At 60.8% G+C, this 16,846-nt stretch carries 15 protein-coding genes; 10 read left to right on the top strand and 5 right to left on the bottom strand.

Going from position 1 to position 16,846, the window contains the following annotated elements; translation table 11 throughout:
- Nucleotides 1-11: 11 nt before the first annotated feature.
- The 4 genes from ABMC89_RS16045 to ABMC89_RS16030 all read left to right on the top strand — a co-directional run bounded on the left by ABMC89_RS16045 (nucleotide 12) and on the right by ABMC89_RS16030 (nucleotide 5,699).
- Nucleotides 12-164 carry an antitoxin PaaA2 family protein gene (locus ABMC89_RS16045; protein ID WP_349569773.1) on the top strand — a complete coding sequence of 51 codons (153 nt, stop codon included), beginning with the start codon at nucleotides 12-14 and terminating at the stop codon, nucleotides 162-164.
- 103 nt (nucleotides 165-267) lie between these two features.
- Nucleotides 268-4,530: a strawberry notch-like NTP hydrolase domain-containing protein gene (locus ABMC89_RS16040; RefSeq protein ID WP_349569771.1), complete on the top strand. Its 4,263-nt coding sequence runs from the start codon at nucleotides 268-270 to the stop codon at nucleotides 4,528-4,530.
- A gap of 13 nt (nucleotides 4,531-4,543) precedes the next feature.
- Nucleotides 4,544-4,846, top strand: a complete 303-nt coding sequence (locus ABMC89_RS16035) for a hypothetical protein (protein ID WP_336099023.1) — start codon at nucleotides 4,544-4,546, stop codon at nucleotides 4,844-4,846.
- A gap of 124 nt (nucleotides 4,847-4,970) precedes the next feature.
- The gene (locus tag ABMC89_RS16030) at nucleotides 4,971-5,699 is read left to right on the top strand and encodes a DUF736 family protein (RefSeq protein WP_349569769.1); all 729 of its coding nucleotides are present in this window, start codon (nucleotides 4,971-4,973) and stop codon (nucleotides 5,697-5,699) included.
- A gap of 157 nt (nucleotides 5,700-5,856) precedes the next feature.
- Here the strand turns inward: ABMC89_RS16030 and ABMC89_RS16025 are convergent, their stop codons facing one another.
- From ABMC89_RS16025 to ABMC89_RS16005, 5 genes are read right to left on the bottom strand one after another with little or no spacing between them, the layout of a single operon-like run.
- Entirely contained in the window at nucleotides 5,857-6,579 is a 723-nt protein-coding gene (locus ABMC89_RS16025; protein WP_289085232.1) for a DUF6602 domain-containing protein, read from the bottom strand.
- Nucleotides 6,580-6,591: 12 nt separating this feature from the next.
- A complete protein-coding gene (locus tag ABMC89_RS16020) occupies nucleotides 6,592-7,491 on the bottom strand; it encodes a CBASS oligonucleotide cyclase (protein WP_348312124.1) in 900 nt (299 codons plus the stop codon).
- Nucleotides 7,488-7,991 carry an HORMA domain containing protein gene (locus ABMC89_RS16015; protein WP_336099015.1) on the bottom strand — a complete coding sequence of 168 codons (504 nt, stop codon included), beginning with the start codon at nucleotides 7,989-7,991 and terminating at the stop codon, nucleotides 7,488-7,490. Before ABMC89_RS16015 ends, ABMC89_RS16020 begins: the two co-directional genes overlap by 4 nt.
- On the bottom strand, nucleotides 7,988-8,458 hold the full coding sequence (locus ABMC89_RS16010; RefSeq protein ID WP_336099014.1) for a CBASS system Cap8 protein: 471 nt from the start codon (nucleotides 8,456-8,458) through the stop codon (nucleotides 7,988-7,990). The genes ABMC89_RS16015 and ABMC89_RS16010 overlap by 4 nt, the downstream gene beginning before the upstream one ends.
- Nucleotides 8,458-9,363: an AAA family ATPase gene (locus ABMC89_RS16005; protein ID WP_349569767.1), complete on the bottom strand. Its 906-nt coding sequence runs from the start codon at nucleotides 9,361-9,363 to the stop codon at nucleotides 8,458-8,460. The genes ABMC89_RS16010 and ABMC89_RS16005 overlap by 1 nt, the downstream gene beginning before the upstream one ends.
- A gap of 181 nt (nucleotides 9,364-9,544) precedes the next feature.
- Between ABMC89_RS16005 and ABMC89_RS16000 the strand changes: the two genes are divergently transcribed.
- The 6 genes from ABMC89_RS16000 to ABMC89_RS15975 all read left to right on the top strand — a co-directional run bounded on the left by ABMC89_RS16000 (nucleotide 9,545) and on the right by ABMC89_RS15975 (nucleotide 16,843).
- Nucleotides 9,545-10,606, top strand: coding sequence for a helix-turn-helix domain-containing protein (locus ABMC89_RS16000; protein ID WP_349569765.1), 1,062 nt, complete (start codon nucleotides 9,545-9,547; stop codon nucleotides 10,604-10,606).
- Nucleotides 10,607-10,613: 7 nt separating this feature from the next.
- Complete coding sequence (locus ABMC89_RS15995; protein ID WP_349569763.1) at nucleotides 10,614-11,099, top strand: PIN domain-containing protein; 486 nt, start codon at nucleotides 10,614-10,616, stop codon at nucleotides 11,097-11,099.
- A gap of 594 nt (nucleotides 11,100-11,693) precedes the next feature.
- The gene (locus ABMC89_RS15990; RefSeq protein WP_349569761.1) at nucleotides 11,694-12,623 is read left to right on the top strand and encodes a DUF2493 domain-containing protein; all 930 of its coding nucleotides are present in this window, start codon (nucleotides 11,694-11,696) and stop codon (nucleotides 12,621-12,623) included.
- Between the two features lie 538 nt (nucleotides 12,624-13,161).
- On the top strand, nucleotides 13,162-13,368 hold the full coding sequence (locus tag ABMC89_RS15985; RefSeq protein WP_007120662.1) for a hypothetical protein: 207 nt from the start codon (nucleotides 13,162-13,164) through the stop codon (nucleotides 13,366-13,368).
- Nucleotides 13,369-13,929: 561 nt separating this feature from the next.
- Complete coding sequence (locus ABMC89_RS15980) at nucleotides 13,930-14,523, top strand: helix-turn-helix domain-containing protein (protein WP_349569759.1); 594 nt, start codon at nucleotides 13,930-13,932, stop codon at nucleotides 14,521-14,523.
- Nucleotides 14,510-16,843: a relaxase/mobilization nuclease domain-containing protein gene (locus ABMC89_RS15975; RefSeq protein WP_349569757.1), complete on the top strand. Its 2,334-nt coding sequence runs from the start codon at nucleotides 14,510-14,512 to the stop codon at nucleotides 16,841-16,843. Before ABMC89_RS15980 ends, ABMC89_RS15975 begins: the two co-directional genes overlap by 14 nt.
- Nucleotides 16,844-16,846 lie beyond the last annotated feature (3 nt).

Below are 16,846 nucleotides of genomic sequence, written 5' to 3'. Positions count from 1 at the left end.
GGAGCATTTCCGTGGCGGCTGATGTCAATTCGTATGACGCGTGGTTTCGCGCGAAGGTGCAGGCCGCGCTGGAGGAGGAATGCACGGGAATATCTCAAGTTCAGGTGATGCAGGCCGCACAGGCTTTGATTGATGCGAAGCGCCAGGGCCAATCCAAGCCCTGACCAAGCCTTGGAGGTCAGCGCGGTCTGACCTAATCACCCCGGAAAAGCGAAAGCGGGCTTTTTGTCCTTTGGAACTCAGACCCTGATCCAAAGGAAAATCCCCATGACCAAGCCCAAACCGGCAAACCCGGCTCTCTCGATCTCCCACCCTGACCTCGCCTCTGCCCTCGAGCAGATCGGCGCGGAGGTCGACTACCAGCCCCTGCGCAGTTCAGCGCTCGCGCGTATCATGCGCGAGACGTTCCATGGCAGCGATGCCGGCGGTGCCTGGGACTGGCGCATGGCATATGACCTGATGCAGGCCGCGGCCATCCAGGTGCTGCTGCGTGGGGACGGTGCAGCAGGTGACATCGCCACCGCAAAGCTGCTTGCCTCACGGCTGCTGACGGAAACGCGCCGGTCAGAGCAGCAAATCCGGCTGCAGCAATTTTCTACGCCGTTGCCTTTCGCGGCAATGGTCGTGCGGGCGGCAGCCATTCGCAAGGGCGAGACTGTGCTGGAGCCGTCGGCTGGCACCGGTGCCCTGGCTGCTTTCGCCGCCCGGGCCGGTGCCACGCTTGTGCTCAATGAAATCGACCCCTTTCGCCCGCGCCTCCTGCGCGCGGTCTTTGGCGGCGATGTGACGGGCCATGACGGTGAGCATATCGACGATCTGCTGCAGACGCCGGTTCTACCTGACGTCGTGGTGATGAACCCGCCCTTCGCCTCCTCGGTCGATCGCTCCCGAGACAAGCACATCGCCGCCAAACATCTTATCGCGGCTGCAAAGCGCCTGGCGCTTGGCGGGCGGCTGGTGGCGATCATGCCGCCGGGATTCACGCCCGAACGCGATGCCGCGCATTGGTCTCGCGCCTGCGGTCTCCTGACACCGCGCCTGGCTCTAACGATGCCGGGGCGGGTCTACCGCAAGCTCGGCACCTCTGTCGAAACCCAGCTGATGGTCTTTGACAAGGTGCAGGAGGACGGCGAGATGATCCGTATCCCTGTGCGGGATCTGGATGAAGCCTTGGCATATGTCGATGCAGTGGCCGCAACCAGGACCGAGATGCGCCCCGCCCAATGGGCTGAAGCGATCCCTCATGCTCGGCTGACCGTTCCATCATCTGCCCCGCGCAAGACCGCCGCTGCGCCTGTCGCTGCCTCCAAACCCCGGGCCAATGCCGTTGTCCCGCTAACTTTCACGAGCCTTGATATCCCGCGCGACAACACGCCCATTTCGGACATCTATGCGCGCTACCGTCCGCAGCGGATCGCGATCGCGGGCTCGCAGGAACATCCCACGCCGCTCGTTGAAAGCATCGCCATGGCTTCTGTCGCACCACCCGCGCCCTCAGGCACGACCAGTGCGGAATTGCGCCTGCCCGCCCGGTTGATTGAGGAGGGCGATCTCTCCGAGGCACAGCTCGAGACCATCATCATGGCCAATGATGCCCATGGGCGTGACCTCCCGGGGCGCTTCACCATCGACGAGGACCAAACCAAACTGACGCGGGCCGATGATGACCCTAATGCACGGGCCTATCGCCTTGGCTATTTCCTCGGCGACGGCACCGGTTGCGGCAAGGGGCGCGAATGCGCGGGGCTCATTCTCGTGAACTGGCTGGCCGGCCGCAGGAAGGCCATCTGGGTCTCCAAATCCGCCACGCTCATCGAGGACGCGATCCGCGACTGGACCGATCTCGGCGGCTCGCCCGCCGACATCCAGCCGCTCTCCAAATGGAAACCGGACCAGCCGATCCCGATGGGCGACGGTATCCTTTTTGTCACCTACGCCACGCTGCGCTCGGCGGGCAAATGCGGCACCACGCGGCTGAGCCAGATCCTCGACTGGATGGGCGAAGACTTTGAAGGCGTGCTGGCATTCGATGAGGCCCATGCCATGCAGAATGCGGCGGGGTCCGAGCAGGGCAGGGGGGTCAAACCCTCCCAGCAAGGCCTTGCAGGCCTCCGGCTGCAACTGGCCGCCCCGCGCGCCCGCGTCTTCTACATCTCGGCCACGGGGGCCACGAGCGTACACAACCTCGCCTATGCCGCGCGGCTTGGGCTCTGGGGGCAAGGCCCCGAATACCCCTTTCCAAGCCGCGAGAGCTTCGTTTCTGCGATGGAAGCCGGCGGTGTCGCCGCCATGGAGGTGGTTGCCCGCGATCTCAAGACGCTCGGGCTCTACACGGCCCGCGCCCTCAGCTTTGATGGCGTGGAGTATGACGTACTCGAACACGCGCTCAATTCGGCCCAGATCGAGATCTACGATGCATACGCGGCTTCGTTTCGGACGATCCACCACAATCTCGAAGCGGCACTGACTGCGACTGGCGTCAACGACGCCTCGGGAGAGACCAATGCCTCGGCCGCACGCGCCTCGGCCAAGTCCCGCTTCGAAAGCACGAAACAACGCTTCTTCAACCATCTCCTCATGGGCATGAAAGCCCCGACCATCATCCGCGCGATCAAGGACGATCTGGCGGCGGGCAAGGCTTGCGTCATCCAGGTGGTCTCAACGGGTGAGAGCCTGCTGAAACGCCGGCTTGAGGCGATGGACCCGGAGGACGAGCTGGTCGAGGGCGCGCTAACGCCTCGCGACTACGTGCTGGGCTACCTCGAACAGGCCTTCCCTATCCATGCGCAAAAGCTGGTCGAGATCGACGGCAATATGGTGGCGGAACCTTTGCGGGATGAGACCGGCGCGCTCGTCGTCTCGCGCGAGGCGCTCGCCCTGCGTGATGCGGCCATGATGGAGTTGATGACGCTGGCCCCGATCCCCTCGGCGCTCGATCAGATCCTCTGGGCTTTTGGCGACGAGGCCGTCGCAGAGGTCACGGGTCGGTCCATCCGCCCTTTGAAGGCCGAGGATGGTCATCTCTTCATCGAGAAGCGCGCCGCCAGCAGCAATTCGTCCGAGACTCAAGCCTTCATGGACGGCGAGAAGGATATCCTGATCTTCTCCGATGCAGGCGGCACGGGCCGCTCCTATCACGCGGCGCAAACGGCGAAGAACCAGAAGCGGCGGCGGCACTACCTGCTGGAGCCCGGCTGGCGCGCCGATGCGGCGATCCAGGGGCTGGGACGGACGCATCGGTCTGCCCAGGTGAGTGCGCCCTTCTTCCGGGTCTGCACCTCCGATGTGCATGGCGAGAAGCGCTTCACCTCGACGATTGCCAAACGCCTCGACCAGCTGGGCGCGTTGACCAAGGGCCAGCGCGAAACCGGCTCGCAGGGCATGTTCCGCGAGGAGGACAATCTGGAAAGCCCGATCGCACGGGCCGCGCTGCGCGGGTATTTCGCCGATCTTGCCGCCGGGCGCGCTGAGGCGATGAGCTACGAGAGCTTCACCGACTGGACAGCCCTGCGACTGATCGACAAGGACAGTGTGCTTCTCGAGGAGCTTCCCCCGATCCAGCGGTTTCTCAACCGGGTTCTGGCCCTGCCCATCCACATGCAGAACGCGCTCTTTGCCGAGTTCATGCGCCGGATTGCCGATCAGACTGAACGGGCGCGGGCGGCGGGCACGCTCGATCTCGGCGTGGAAACCCTGCGTGGCGAAAAGATCGAGCAGGTCTCCACAGAGGATCTCTGGACCTGCCCGAAATCCGGCGCCGTGACGCGGATCATCGGGCTTGAGATGACCGACCCAGTGTATGTGCTGGGCGCAGACGAGGCCAAGTCGCGCAATCCCGACAAGCTGCCGATGGTCAATCGCGCTTCAGGTCGGGCGGCGCTCATCTCGGCGCGCCCCATGCAGATGTATGACGAGGACATCGTCACGCTGATGCGCAAGGCGGTGCGGCCAAACGGGTCGAGCTATCTCGAAGAGACGCGGTTCGAGTCCTCGGCCTGGGAAGAGATCGACAGGCCCGAGTTCGCACGGCTTTGGGATGCCGAGGCTGCGTCCCTGCCAAAAACCACCACGACCAAGCTCTACCTGTTGACTGGGCTGCTGCTGCCGATCTGGAAGGACATTCCGACCACCAATGAGCGCATCTACCGCGTCACGCCGGATGGGGCGACCGCCATGATCGGGCGAACGCTGAGCGAGGAAGGGGCGGCGGCGCTACGCGCCCGCTTCCTCGTCTCCAACCCACAAACGCCGCAGGAGATGCTGATCGCCGCCATGGGCACCACCGCGCCGGTCGATCTGGGCCGGGGTCTCAACCTGACCCGTCGCCGGGTCGCAGGCGAAATGCGTCTTGAGTTGGGCGGTGCCGAAAAGGGCATGATCGACGGCCTCAAGGCCCTCGGCTGCTTCACCGAGATCATCGCCTTCCAGCTGCGGGTGTTCCTGCCGCATGGGGACGGAATCGACACAGCGGGCATTCTGGCCCGGATCGTGGGGCAGGCACCAGATGCCGCTCCAGTGGCAGCAGAATAGCGAGGAGGGTCCCATGACACTCGATGAAATCAAGGCCGCTGTCGATGCCGGCCAGACCGTGCATTGGGCCAATACCGGTTACGTTGTCCACAAGGACCGGCTCGGCCAGTACCTCATCACCTATGTGCCGAACGGCAGCTGTATCGGCCTGACCGACCGGGGCGGGCACCGGTTGAATGGCAAAGCGGCAGAGTTCTTCATCGCGCAATCGAAGGACGCCGCAGAAAATCCGGGCAGCCAATCAAGACCAGACGTGCAGGGGAGGGGCGTAGCACCCGGAGGCGCGGGGGCATCCCCACTCGGACGGCAGCTCTGACCCTTGGGCGGGGCTGAAAGGAAAGCAGGCTTTCTGATTTGTGATCCCAAGAGGGGTCGAGAAAGCAATCCCGGATGTGCTGGCAAGAACGTCAGGCACCGACCAATCTGAAAGGAACCATCCCATGTTCGCAGGAACCCTTACACGCAATGTCGAGACCGCAGCCGCTCAGTATACCGGCATGATCCACTCGACGCGTTTCGACATCGCCATCCAGCTTGAAACCCGCCCGAAGATGTCCGCGCGCAGCCCCGATTACGACGTGACGGCGATCAACAAGTCGGGCCGCAAGGTGCGCATCGGCACGGCCTGGAACGAAACTGGCAACACCAGCGGCAACCCCTACATCTCGATGCAGCTCGATGTTGGCATGGGCCCGTTCCGGGTCAACGCGGTGCAGACGAAAGAGGCGCGCGCGGCCCAGAGCGGCGAATTCGAGATCATCCCTCTGGTCTCGAACGGCCTGATGAAATCCGGCTCGATCTCGGGTGAGCTTACCGCCATGGACGCCGACAACGCCTTCACCGGCTACATCGCCAACATGATGTTCGATCTGGAGTTCATGCTGATCGAGAACAGCTACAAGACCGAGGAGACCCACCCTGACTACCGCATCGAGGTCAGCTCGCCCCGGGGCACGCCGATCCGCGTCGGCTCGGCCTGGATGGCCACAAGCAGCCGCACGGGCAATGACTACCTGTCGCTGCTGATCAATACGCCCGATGGCGACTTGCGCGTGAACGCCGTCCAGAACGAAGCACAGCGCGGCGGGCAGACCTTCTCGATCATCCCGTTCATCGATAGCGGTGAGCAGCCGCAGGACGCGGGCGCGGGGCTGTCGCTGGTCGCGTGATCAGCGCACGCGGTTAGACGATACGCACCGAAAGGGGAGCCGTGGAAACACGGTTCCCCTTTTGCCGTGTTTGTTTGGGTCTAAGATCGCTCTACTCTATGAGCAGGATCCTTCGGCGTTGGACGGCATAGCAATACGAAAACGAACTTTGCGGCTACTATTTGGTCAGCCAATCTCCGTAAGCGTCAATATCAATCATTGGTACCGTGCCGCTGAACTGGAGGCGTGAGATCAGCGCAAACAAGAAGGCCGTTGCCGGTTTCGATCCCTCAACAAGGTCATACCCGCCTTCCTCGTCGAACAGAAAATGCCCATGAGAAGCGACACAGCCGATGTCCAGCCTTCTATCATTTTCACCTCCGTCGAGGACCTTTTCGAACGATGCCCCCAAGGGAGGTTTCCACTCGCTCTCGAAAGTCAAAAGCCCGCCGATGATGGGAATGAGTTGTTTTGGTGGGTAGACGCCGCCAGCATGCGGGATTGGTAGGCTGGTCCGATGCAGTCTTCGCACTGATGCAACCTTGTCTTGTGCGTATTTGACAAGATTGGCGTCTGCCGTCTGCTTCGCCTCGAAGACAGCATAAACGCTCTCAGCCGGGACAATGAGTTGGTTTTCGTACGTGAAAATGAAAGGCGAGTATTGGCGGTCAAAAACGACAGCATCAATCTGATCGCTGAAATTCCCTGTACTATCGACGACATGAGCACTTGCAACCTGATATCTCTCAGGGATGTACTGTGCGAGCATATCGATCCAAATCGCTTCGCTTGCGTCCCCTTTTGTACCGGGATGCTTGAACGACTTCCGCGCCGTTGACAGCCGATGCTGAATATCCTCGTGCAACGATGATAGAAGTTGTGATAGCGACCATTCAGCCATTGTTTCTTCTTTCTAAGACAGCGGAAATTTTGGTCCGAAGAAAGCGCGCCACGCTTTCAGGGCGTCTCCGTTCTTGCCCTGGCGCGCCAAGTGGATTGCGGCAGCGATGTCGCGGTTTGCCTGATCCAGAATTGTCTGGGCGCGCTTCACCATCGCTGCGTCCATTCGATCGCTAACAGGAGAGCCGAGCCCGGCCGGATCTGGCCAATCCTCGTGAATTCGGTCGCGTAGCGTAGCGAAGAACGCTTGGATTTCGCGGTCATGTGAACCACCCCATCCACCATGGAGGCATTCCATCGCCATGACCTCGATCAGAAAGGATGGCTTGATAGGTTTTTCTCCGTGTCGGCTGTTTTGGTTCCAGTACTTCACCATGCGGACCAGGCCCTTCCACTCATTGCCATAAGCTTGGTGGGCCGAAACAGCCTTCTGTGCATGGATTTCGGGATTTGTTCCCATCCACTTCCCGGTTGTGTTGTTCGGGATCTCGTAGTCGTCGCCCTTTGCAAATGCGGGCACTGCATCCACGCTTACAACCCGGTAATCTGTGTTGTCGTCGGAATCGACGACGACACCAAAGTCCACACCCACAGAGCGTCCCTGTTTTTTGACGGCGCTGCTTCCATAAACGTCAACCAACGTATCGTAGAATGCGGTCAGTATCTTGTCAGGATGTTTGTCTCGATAGTGGTCCTCGTCCTTTCCAAGAACGAAGAAGATATCGACATCCTTGAGTGGTTTGGACTTGGTCCAGCGGGCGTAGCTTCCTGTCAAAAAGCTACGGTCGATCTGAAAGGCATTATCCAGATGCTCGCGAACTTCCTTCTGCCGCTTGGATGCGTTCTGCTGCTCTCTTTCGTTCAACTCCATTCGGCTCTTGAACTTTTTGAATGCGTCCGGGAGTGAAATCATGATGCCTGCCTCCAATACGCTGCCGTCGCTCCCAGACCGTTGTGTTCGATGGTGGAGCCAAGGCTTTGGCGAACCATACCGTCTGTAGATCGGGCGGTGGTCCGGTACCAACCCGGGACATCAGGTCGTCCCGGCTTTGTACGTAGCAGGAGGTCATACTTGGCGCTTGCCGGCGCAACTCCCGCTTTGCGAATTGCCCAACGAAGCTGATCGGTGTCCGTCCAGAAGTTTCCATCTCCAGCAGACCAACTGTAGTTCACGTCGATATCCCAACGCAGGATCAGTCCATTGGTTGCCGGATCGTATATCTCGAGTGTGATCTTCTCGAGGTCTTCGCTCTCCAACCATGCCTTGATTCCGCGCATATTGATTTCCGTGTCGTTCACGAAATTTGTTGGATCCATGCCACTCAGACGGATAATGTCTTTGAGGCTCTTGAGGATGTTATCGGCCACATAGGTGACAGACTGGGTGCGGGAATACGTGATGACTGTTGTCATGGTTTCAACAACCCCTCGAGATCAATTTCGAGCGTAGCACCTTGCGAGTTGTTCGCTGTGTCTTGCTTTTTGGTTTCGGTTCTGTCGCGTGCTGTGATGCGGTTGCTCTTCTGTTGCAGCGCAGATTGGACCCAACCGAGATCATCGGGTTCACATGGCAGTGAAATCGACCAATCACCTTTCAGCGGGTCAAACCCGAGCACGTCTTCGTTCGCGTCCGACCCGTCGATCGCATCGTCATCGTAAAGGCAGTAGATGCGCGTCTGCGGCCCTTCACAGCTGACAATGATTGGTGAGTTTTCGCAGGCTTTGTCCGCGATTATGCTGCTTGCAATGCCAGCGACACTGCTGAGTTCTTGCTGCGCTCCGGTATTTGTACGGGTGAGCAAGTCGCTGATGGCGGCCCATGTTGCCAATGCGTCGCGATGCGGAGAGCTTCGGAATGTTCTGCGGGTTACAGTTGCCATCACTTCCCCCGATTTGCTTTTTTGTTGGTTTGGGCTGATTTCGCGGCTGCTGCCAACTGTGACAGTGTTACCGAGCCGGGGTTCAGTGCCACCTGAGTGTTTGAGGCGAGCGCATTTGCAACGGTTTTTCGGATAGTCCTTCCGTCAAGGCCGACGAATTCGCCAGCACAGGTATCGAAGCCACGGTCCTTAGTCAGCCCTTCAATCTCAGGATAGGTGCTGCTTAGCCCCAACAGGCACTCCCGCAATATGGTCTTGCAGGCTTCCTTTCCGGGAAGGGGTACTTCAAGCACCAGATCGCATCGGGAAACGAAGGCATCGTCCACCGCTTCTGGGTAGTTACTGGTCGCCACAAACAGCAGGTTCTTGTGAGATTCTGCCAGCAGGTCGAGCTGAACCAGAACAGCGTCCGTGGCTCGATGAATGTCGACAGGGTTGGCATCGAGGCTGAGTCTGGATCGGTCGACCGCAAGTGTTTCCACTTCATCTAGCAGCACAATCGTCGGGCCTGCATTGGCAAGTTCTGAAAGTGTCTGCGCGAAGAGGTCAGTAACCGCCCGCTGCGTTTTCCCCATGGCGGAACTCGTCAAGCCATGCGCTTCAACCTCGACCAGTTGGAAGTTTCCCCCCTTGAAAGCCGCCGCTGTTCGGTTGGCCAACCCTCGCGCGAGCGACGTTTTGCCCGTCCCGGGTGCGCCAACCAACAGGAGGACGCCATGGAGTGGCAACACGGTTCGGCTCATCTTTGGTCGCATTGTGAAATTCAGCACCGCTTGAGAAAGCAGGCGCTCCTTCATCTCGGCTTCGACGATGATTGAGTCCCAAAGTTCTGCCAGACTCGGATCCGGCAGTGCCGTGATCTTCTGAATTCCTTTTGGCAGGTCGCCAGCAAACGTTGCGTTCATGGCTGCTTCCTCGGTTCTTTGCCTGTTCAGCGCCTCTTCAGGCGGCTTGGCGGTTTACAAATTTGCCTTCCATTTGGCCTCGTGTTACAAAGTAGGGATAAAAAGCCGCGCTTTCAAGCGTTGTAGTTTACAAAATATCAATCATATGGGTGAAGTGTAAACCACCCACTGGGAGGACGTTATGATTGGCAAGAGACTCAAAGGAGCCCGGGCGGCATCTGGCCTCTCGCTCCGTGCACTTTCCGATGCCATGGAGAACAAGGTATCCGCTCAAGCCATAGGCAAGTACGAGCGCAATGAAGACATGCCCGGATCGGGCGTGCTGCTAAGTCTTGCCCGAGCACTCGACGTTTCTGTGGATTTCCTGCTCAGCGATGACGAGCTTGAGTTGGAGGGCGTGGAGTTTCGCAAGTCAGCCAGCTCGTCAGCCAAGGAGATCGCGACGATCGAAGCCAAAACGCTCAATATGGTTGAAAAGTATCTAGCTATCGAAAGCTTGCTGAATCTTTCGAGTCAGGAATGGGATGCCCCGCACGAAGCGCCCTACTGGGTGGCCGATGTTCGTGATGCCGAAGACGCGGCTCGCAACATGCGTGCTTCCTGGCAGCTGGGTCACGACCCGATTCCAATGCTTGCCGAACTCTTAGAGGAGCACGGTATCAAGGTGTTGTCTTTGGACGTTGATCGAGTTGATGGGCTTGCGGCGAAAGTCCGTCGAAAAGAGCATCACTCCGCGCGGGTGATCATGATCAAGAAGAAGACCTGGTCTGAGCGGAAGCGCTTCAGTTTAGCTCACGAATTGGGCCACATGGTTCTTAAAGTCGCCGAAGGGTGCGATTCAGAACGCGCGGCAAATCGATTTGCTGGCGCATTCCTCGTTCCGGCAGAAGTGCTTCGGCAGGAGATTGGTGCCCGGAGAACGGACATAAGCATTGGTGAGCTCATTAGTCTGAAGGATCGGTTTGGCGTTAGCATTCAAGCGCTGACGTATCGATGCAAGGATTTGGAGATCATCAACCAGGCAACATTTGCGCGCCTGTTTAAGGTCTATAAGCAACGAGGTTGGCGGGATGAGCCGTTCGAGGAGCCGAATTCCATTCCTTGGGAGCGAGAAGAACCGGACCGTTTTCAAAGGTTGTGTTTTCGTGCCCTCTCCGAGGGATTGATTGGGTTGTCTCGCGCGGCTGAGCTTCTCGAAATACGAGTAAAAGAACTGGAAGAACGTTTGGACCACATGGCATAGTCGCTGTGTGCAAGTTCTTGTTTCTGATACTTCTGTCCTGATCGACATCGAGAGAGCCTCGCTGACCGCGAGGCTCTTTGACCTCCCCTATGATTTTGTTGTCCCAGATATTCTTTATGAAGCGGAACTCCTCGACTGGATGGGTCCTGATCTGATCGATCTGGGTCTGAGAGTGGAAGAGCTCACTCCAGAAGAAACCGCACGTGCGACAGAGCTGAAGCGGGCGAAATCTATGTTGTCGACGCCAGATGTCTTTGCATTTTGCCTGGCGGCTGGAAGGGATTGGGTTCTCCTTACCGGAGACGGTGCGCTCAGGGCTGAGGCCGAGCGCCAAGAAATCGCGATGCACGGCGTCCTGTGGGTCTTCGATCAGATGGAACGTCACGAGGTTTGTTCGACCGTCCTCCTCAAGTCGGGCCTCGAGGCGGTTCGTGATCACCCGAGATGCAGACTTCCCATTAGGGAAATCAATAGGCGCCTTGCGAGATACTAGCTTGTTTATTCGGCTTGCTGGAAGGAAATTGTTGCGAAGCTCTTCTTCGCTTTAGCCTTGCGGCCTCCCCCGCTTGGCTTCGCGTGTCGCAGGGGAGAACGGCCCTTCGGTCCGTCGCGCATTCGGCCATGCGGCCTCACCGCGGCGTTGCGCCCGGCATTCCGGTTTGCCCGCCTCGCGAGCACGTTCCTCCCCGGCCGCTCCGCCGGATTGCGCTCTGGTCTGTTTTGGCCTGAGGCCAAAACGATCCCGCCACTTCATCCGTCTCCCACGTCCGGTCGGCCCGTTTGCCTGCTCGGGTCGGGCAAACCTACCGTCAAAACACACACACATGAGCGTGGAAGCATATCCTCCGGATGGCCCCCAAATCAGCCCGCGTCAAGGATCGCAAAACTTTTCGGCGAGGTTGGCGCCAGCGGCGGGGGCAGTCCCGTGTGTGAGGCCGCGCATTTGTCAGGTGCTGCGCGCAGAAAACTTTTGCACCCGGCAAGCCGGCGGCTGCGCCGTCCCTGACCCGGGCAGATTCGGAAACCAGGCATTCGGCCATGCCACCACACTCACGTGGTGGTCGAACCCAATATCTGGAGAAAGAATATGGCTTACGACACAGCAAACACCTACGAGACCATTGAGCTTTTCGGGCTGACCGAGAAGGATGCACAGCTGCCGATCCCGGAAGATCACATCCTGACCGACCGCGTCATCCGCGAGAGCTTCGAGGCTCTGCTTGGTCAGTTGCGCGGGACCGGGCTCGAAGCAGAAATCGAACCGCTGGCCCATGGGTTGGCGACGATACTGCAGCGGCGTAAGGTGGCGCTTGGCAAGGAGATCGACCGCACCGCCGACAAAATCGGCGCACTGGCAAAATCCCATGACGGATCGGAGATCGCCGAGACCGCGCTCGAAGAGGCGCAAGCGCGCTTTGTGCAGCTGCCCGAGATCGTCAGCGCCATCGAGGTGATGAGCGAGGCGGCGGCGGAATGCTATGAGATCGAGACGGGCCACGCCTTCATCCCGGCAGCCGGGTCGCGCGCGAGCGTCCGGGCGCAAGAGACAGGCGCGGTTTTCGAGGCGCGGCAACTGCTGGAGCAGCACGACCGTGAAACCGCCGAGAAGTCGAAAGTCGAGGGGGTGCCTCTGATCGTCTCGGGCGCAACCGACTGGACCGATGTCGATGTGATCTTCAACACGCTCGACAAGGTTCGCGAACGGATCAAGCAGAACCGGAACCAGGAGATCTTCCTCTGCCACAAGGGCGGCAAGCACGGGGCGGAGATGATTGCGGCTCGGTGGGCCCGGGCACGCGGGGTAGCGCAGGCGCGCTTTGATCCGCGCTGGTCCGCGCATGGGCGGGCGGCACCGTTCAAGTGCAACGACGAAATGCTGGACGACAAGTTCGCGGCGACGGGGGTTGTACTCTTCGGCGGCAACGGGGTCGCGCTGAACCTCGGGCAGAAGGCGGAAGCGAAAGGTCTGACGGTCATGCGGGTTGCGGACCCGGCGAAAAAGGCGTCGCAGGATTGAACAGAGGGGGTCGCGCTTGGCGCGGCCTTTTCGTCATGTCTCATGGCGCGTGCGGTCGGTCACGCGTGATCGGGAGCTCGCGGCGGCCAGCACCGTTATCCCTCTACCAAGTCCGTCAGAGTGCGGCCCATCCGCATCGGTACGGGTTGGGGATGGTGCGCGCATCACGCACATCGTCAGCAGCGCAAGACCGAGGGGTCGAGACGTCGCACATGAGGCTGAAGACCTGCACAACCCTCGGGTGGTGTTTCGGAACATCGCACCCACGCGGGCGGGCGTCATCAGCACCTCGGCCAGGTTCGGCAGGACGTGGACGCGGATGGTGGCGACTGCGTGATGGCACGGGTCATCCGGGTCTCTCCTTTTTGCTCATAGATGTGGATCGCACGGGGTCGGCCCAATCGTGCCCTGCGCTTGCGCTCCGGCAAGCACAAATACGGCTTCCACGGCGGGGCCGCGGACCCTCCGCATTTGCGCTTGCGACCGGGCCTCTTGCCCCCGTGCCGGGTGATCCCCATCGCAACAAGGAGTAACCCAAATGACCAACCACTACGTCGCCACCGTCCCAGTCAAGTTCACCGACACCGATGGCCAGGAGCGCACCCGCTTCCAACGCGTGGGTGCGATGTTCCGCAACACTCGCAACGGGGACGGCTCGGAGTTCTTCAGCCTCAAGCTCGACTTCCCGGTCGCGGTCTCGGAGCTGGTCATGTTCCCGCCGAGCGCGAAAGATCCCCAGGACTAAATCCTCTGACGAGGATGGGCCGCCCCAGGATGATCTTGGGGCGGCCCAATCCCTGTTCAGGGATGCCGTGTCCGGCGGTCAGATCGCCCGAGGCGACTTCACGAAGTTGCCGGTCGCTGCGCATTCATCAGACGCACTCCGCCCGGAATGATCAGGCCGCGACAGACCGGCCAGTCAGCCTCAAGGGGGCCATCCACAAAAACCTATCGGCCAGGGCCTCCCGGTTTTTGCGGCAGAGATTTGGCAAGCCAAATCTGGCCCTCCTTGACCCTGCCTGTCCGCCCTGTCGGTGGGGTTTGCGCCCGCCCGCGGTTCCGTCCGAACACATGCGTGTTCGGCCAGACCCTCGGGCGGGGCTGGCGGACGGGACCCCTAGGACAGGTGGGTCGCCCGGTGGTGAGGGCGGCAGAGCCGCGTCCCTGCGGGCCGCGGCGTGAAGCAGACACCAAGGCTGCCTGAGCCTGAATGCGACGTAAGTATATAATTGACAGCATGGTATATTATCGTAAGGTAGGAGCAGCCTTGGTGGAAGGTGGCAGGAAATAGGGGGTCTTTCTTCGCATGTCGCGCTCAAAACGTCTCACAGATGCGGACCGCATGGAGATCGTTCGCGAGGCTGCGGAAGGTGTGACCACATCTGCCCTTGCGGAACGGTTTGGCGTGTCGGTCCGGGCGATCCAGTACACGCTCAAAGCCAATGCCGAGCGTCAGACGGATGCCGCAATTCCGGTCTCAGCGGTCAGTGTGAAGGTCACAGCTGTGGAACTGGCGGCGCTCGATGCGGTGCTGGCGAATGCGGGGATCGAGAGCCGGGCTGAGGGACTGAGGCGGCTCATTCAGGCGGCAGGCGGGGTGTTCGTTCCGGACGCGCAGATGGCAGCAGAGATGGCGCGCTACCGCGCCTCTCTGCACGAGGTTGGCAATGGGGTCGCGCAGATCGCCAAGCAGATGACGCGGGCCAACCGGCAGGGGCAGGGGGCTGATGGTGGCACGCGTGCCGAGTTCACCGAACTACGCCTTGCGCAGATGCGCGGTCTGGCGCGGTTCATCCTGGATTCCGCTGACGAGATCGACCTGCTCCTGCGCCGCCGTCGGGATGCGATGCAGCTGCAGGCCACGGCCGCGCTGAGGGAGTTTGCGCATGCAGCTGAATGATGCCGTCCATGCCGTCACGGGCGAGGTGTTTCGGGATGGCTGGAGCCGCGTCCGGGGCTCAATGCAGGGGCTGCACGTGGCCAAGCAGACCCAGCTTGTGCGCGCGGCAGCAGGCCACCGGCCAGCGGTCTTCAAGGCGATCCGGGGCGGGGGAACGCATACCAAATCGCAGCTCGCAAACCAGCTCGATTACCTCACCACCAAGTCCACCCATATCGTGGACAGTAGCGGGTTCTTGGATGGCAAGACGAAGCTCGAGGCGGGTGACATCAAGGATCTGACCGAGCGCTTTGCCAAGCGGTGGGATGCGGGCTTCAAGCCCAAGCTTGGGCAGACCACCCACATGCTCATGTCCTTCCCCATCGGCACGCGCGGGGAGGATGTGCGCGACATCGCGACGGATGTGGCCGAGCGGTTCTTCCAGACCGACGCGGGGCATTTCGACTACATCATCGCGGTGCATGAGGACCGCGATCACCCGCATGCGCATTTGGTGCTGAACCGCCGCTCGCAGGAAGGCGAGTTCTTCTTTCTGGGGCGCAACCACCGCTTCAACTATGACGACTTCCGCCTCGCCATGGTCGAGGAGGCCGAGAAGTATGGTGTACGGCTGGAGGCCACGCGGCGGGTGGATCGCGGGGTTGTACATTACCCAGCCCGGACCAGCGAGGTCTACGCCGCGAAAGAAGAGGGGCGCGCGCCCCGCGAGCGCGAACGTGTGGGGCAGGACCTGGCGCGGACGCTGGCGGAGATCGCCAACACCAGAACCGTCTACCATTCGCTTGCCGCGGAGGCTTCGCGTGAAGCCCGCGAGGATATTGCCGCGGCACTCTTCCGCGCGGGCGAGGTGCTGGCGCATGGCGGGCAGGTGGACCGAACAGGAGATGTGTATATGGCCGAGGATCAAAGCTTCGAGGATCTCAGAAGCCTCTATGCGGAAAAGCTCGCGCGGGTGCAGGGCATGATCGCCGAGAAGTCTGACGCGGAACGTCCCGTGCTGGAAAAGCGCCTCATCGAGATCCAGACGCAGGTCCAGCACATGCAGCCCTTGGGGCTGCGATCATCCACGCTGTCAGAGACCCCCTCGGAGGGCGGGATCTATTCCGAAGCCAATATCGACGCCAGCCAGCGCGAGCGACTGGCCGAGCCCGACCTGAGATCGCGCATTGACGCGGCACTAAGGGGCACGGGGATCAGCACATCGGAAGTGGTGGCCCGGATCGAGACGGGCGCGTCAAATGCAGCGCTCGAGCATCAATGGATCGCAGATAATCTCTCCAAAGTGGCCGAGGCGCGCGATCTGAACCTCGAACGCCGCGCTGATCTGGAACAGGCGCGCGACATTCTCAACGATGTGCATGTCGCGCTTGGTACGCTTTTGGAGCGCGAGAACGTGCTGCGCCGGGATGGCGTCATGGAAGCGGAACCGGTCAGCGAGCGGTTCCATTATCACCGGGACGCGGTCCGGGCGATGGAAGGGACAATCCGTCAGGAGATGCGCGCAGACGGCCTGACTGCGCAGCAGATCGAGGACCGGGACTGGGAGGTTGTCTCACGGGCGGAGCGCCGGATCGAGACGGAGCAGCGTGCATATCTCGAGGCACACCCAGATCTGCTCGCACGCCCTGGCGATGTGATTGACCGGTCTGAGCCTTACAGGGAGACCATTACCGATGCCGCCCGCGCCCGCGAGATCACCCGCGAGGTCGACCGGATCATGGAGGGACGCGACGTCCGCACGCCCGTTGCAGATGCTGTCACGGATGAATTCAGGGAGCGCTATCCGGACATGCCGTCCCACCTCGCCCGCGGGCTTGGCGCGACCTACGCGGCCGTCGTCGAGATACGCGACACGGAGGTCATCAATCAGGTCCGCCGTGAAAACGAGATGCGCGACGGGCTTGGGTCTGGCACGCGCGACGCACTCCTCGCAGCCCGCGGTGAAACTGCGCCGCAGTCTGACCGTGCCGACCGCCTTGCAGACGAGATTACGCGTGTTCTGGAGCATGAGCGGGCGGGGGAGTTGTCCGCGCCCTTCGAGACCGAGGCGGAGCGGGACGCATTTCGCGACGAGATCGCGCGGGTGCTGGACCTTCGCCAACTCGACCGGCTCACATCTGGCGATGCCGATGCGCTGGACAAGGTTCTCGAGGACCGCCTCGACCGGCTTTATGTCGCCAAGGTCTACCTGCAATCGGATGCAGCGACGGCCAACACGGAGGCCTTGCGCCAGGTGGTCGATGATCTTGCCGACACCGAATACGAAAAACACCGCATTGGCGATGTGGATGGCGAGACCGAGCGGGGTCACGTCCATTGAGCG

This window comes from Sulfitobacter sp. HNIBRBA3233 (genome assembly GCF_040149665.1).
Lineage (GTDB): Bacteria > Pseudomonadota > Alphaproteobacteria > Rhodobacterales > Rhodobacteraceae > Sulfitobacter > Sulfitobacter marinivivus.
Note: the sequence above shows the minus strand (reverse complement) of the source record. Positions and strands in the feature narration are given on the sequence as shown.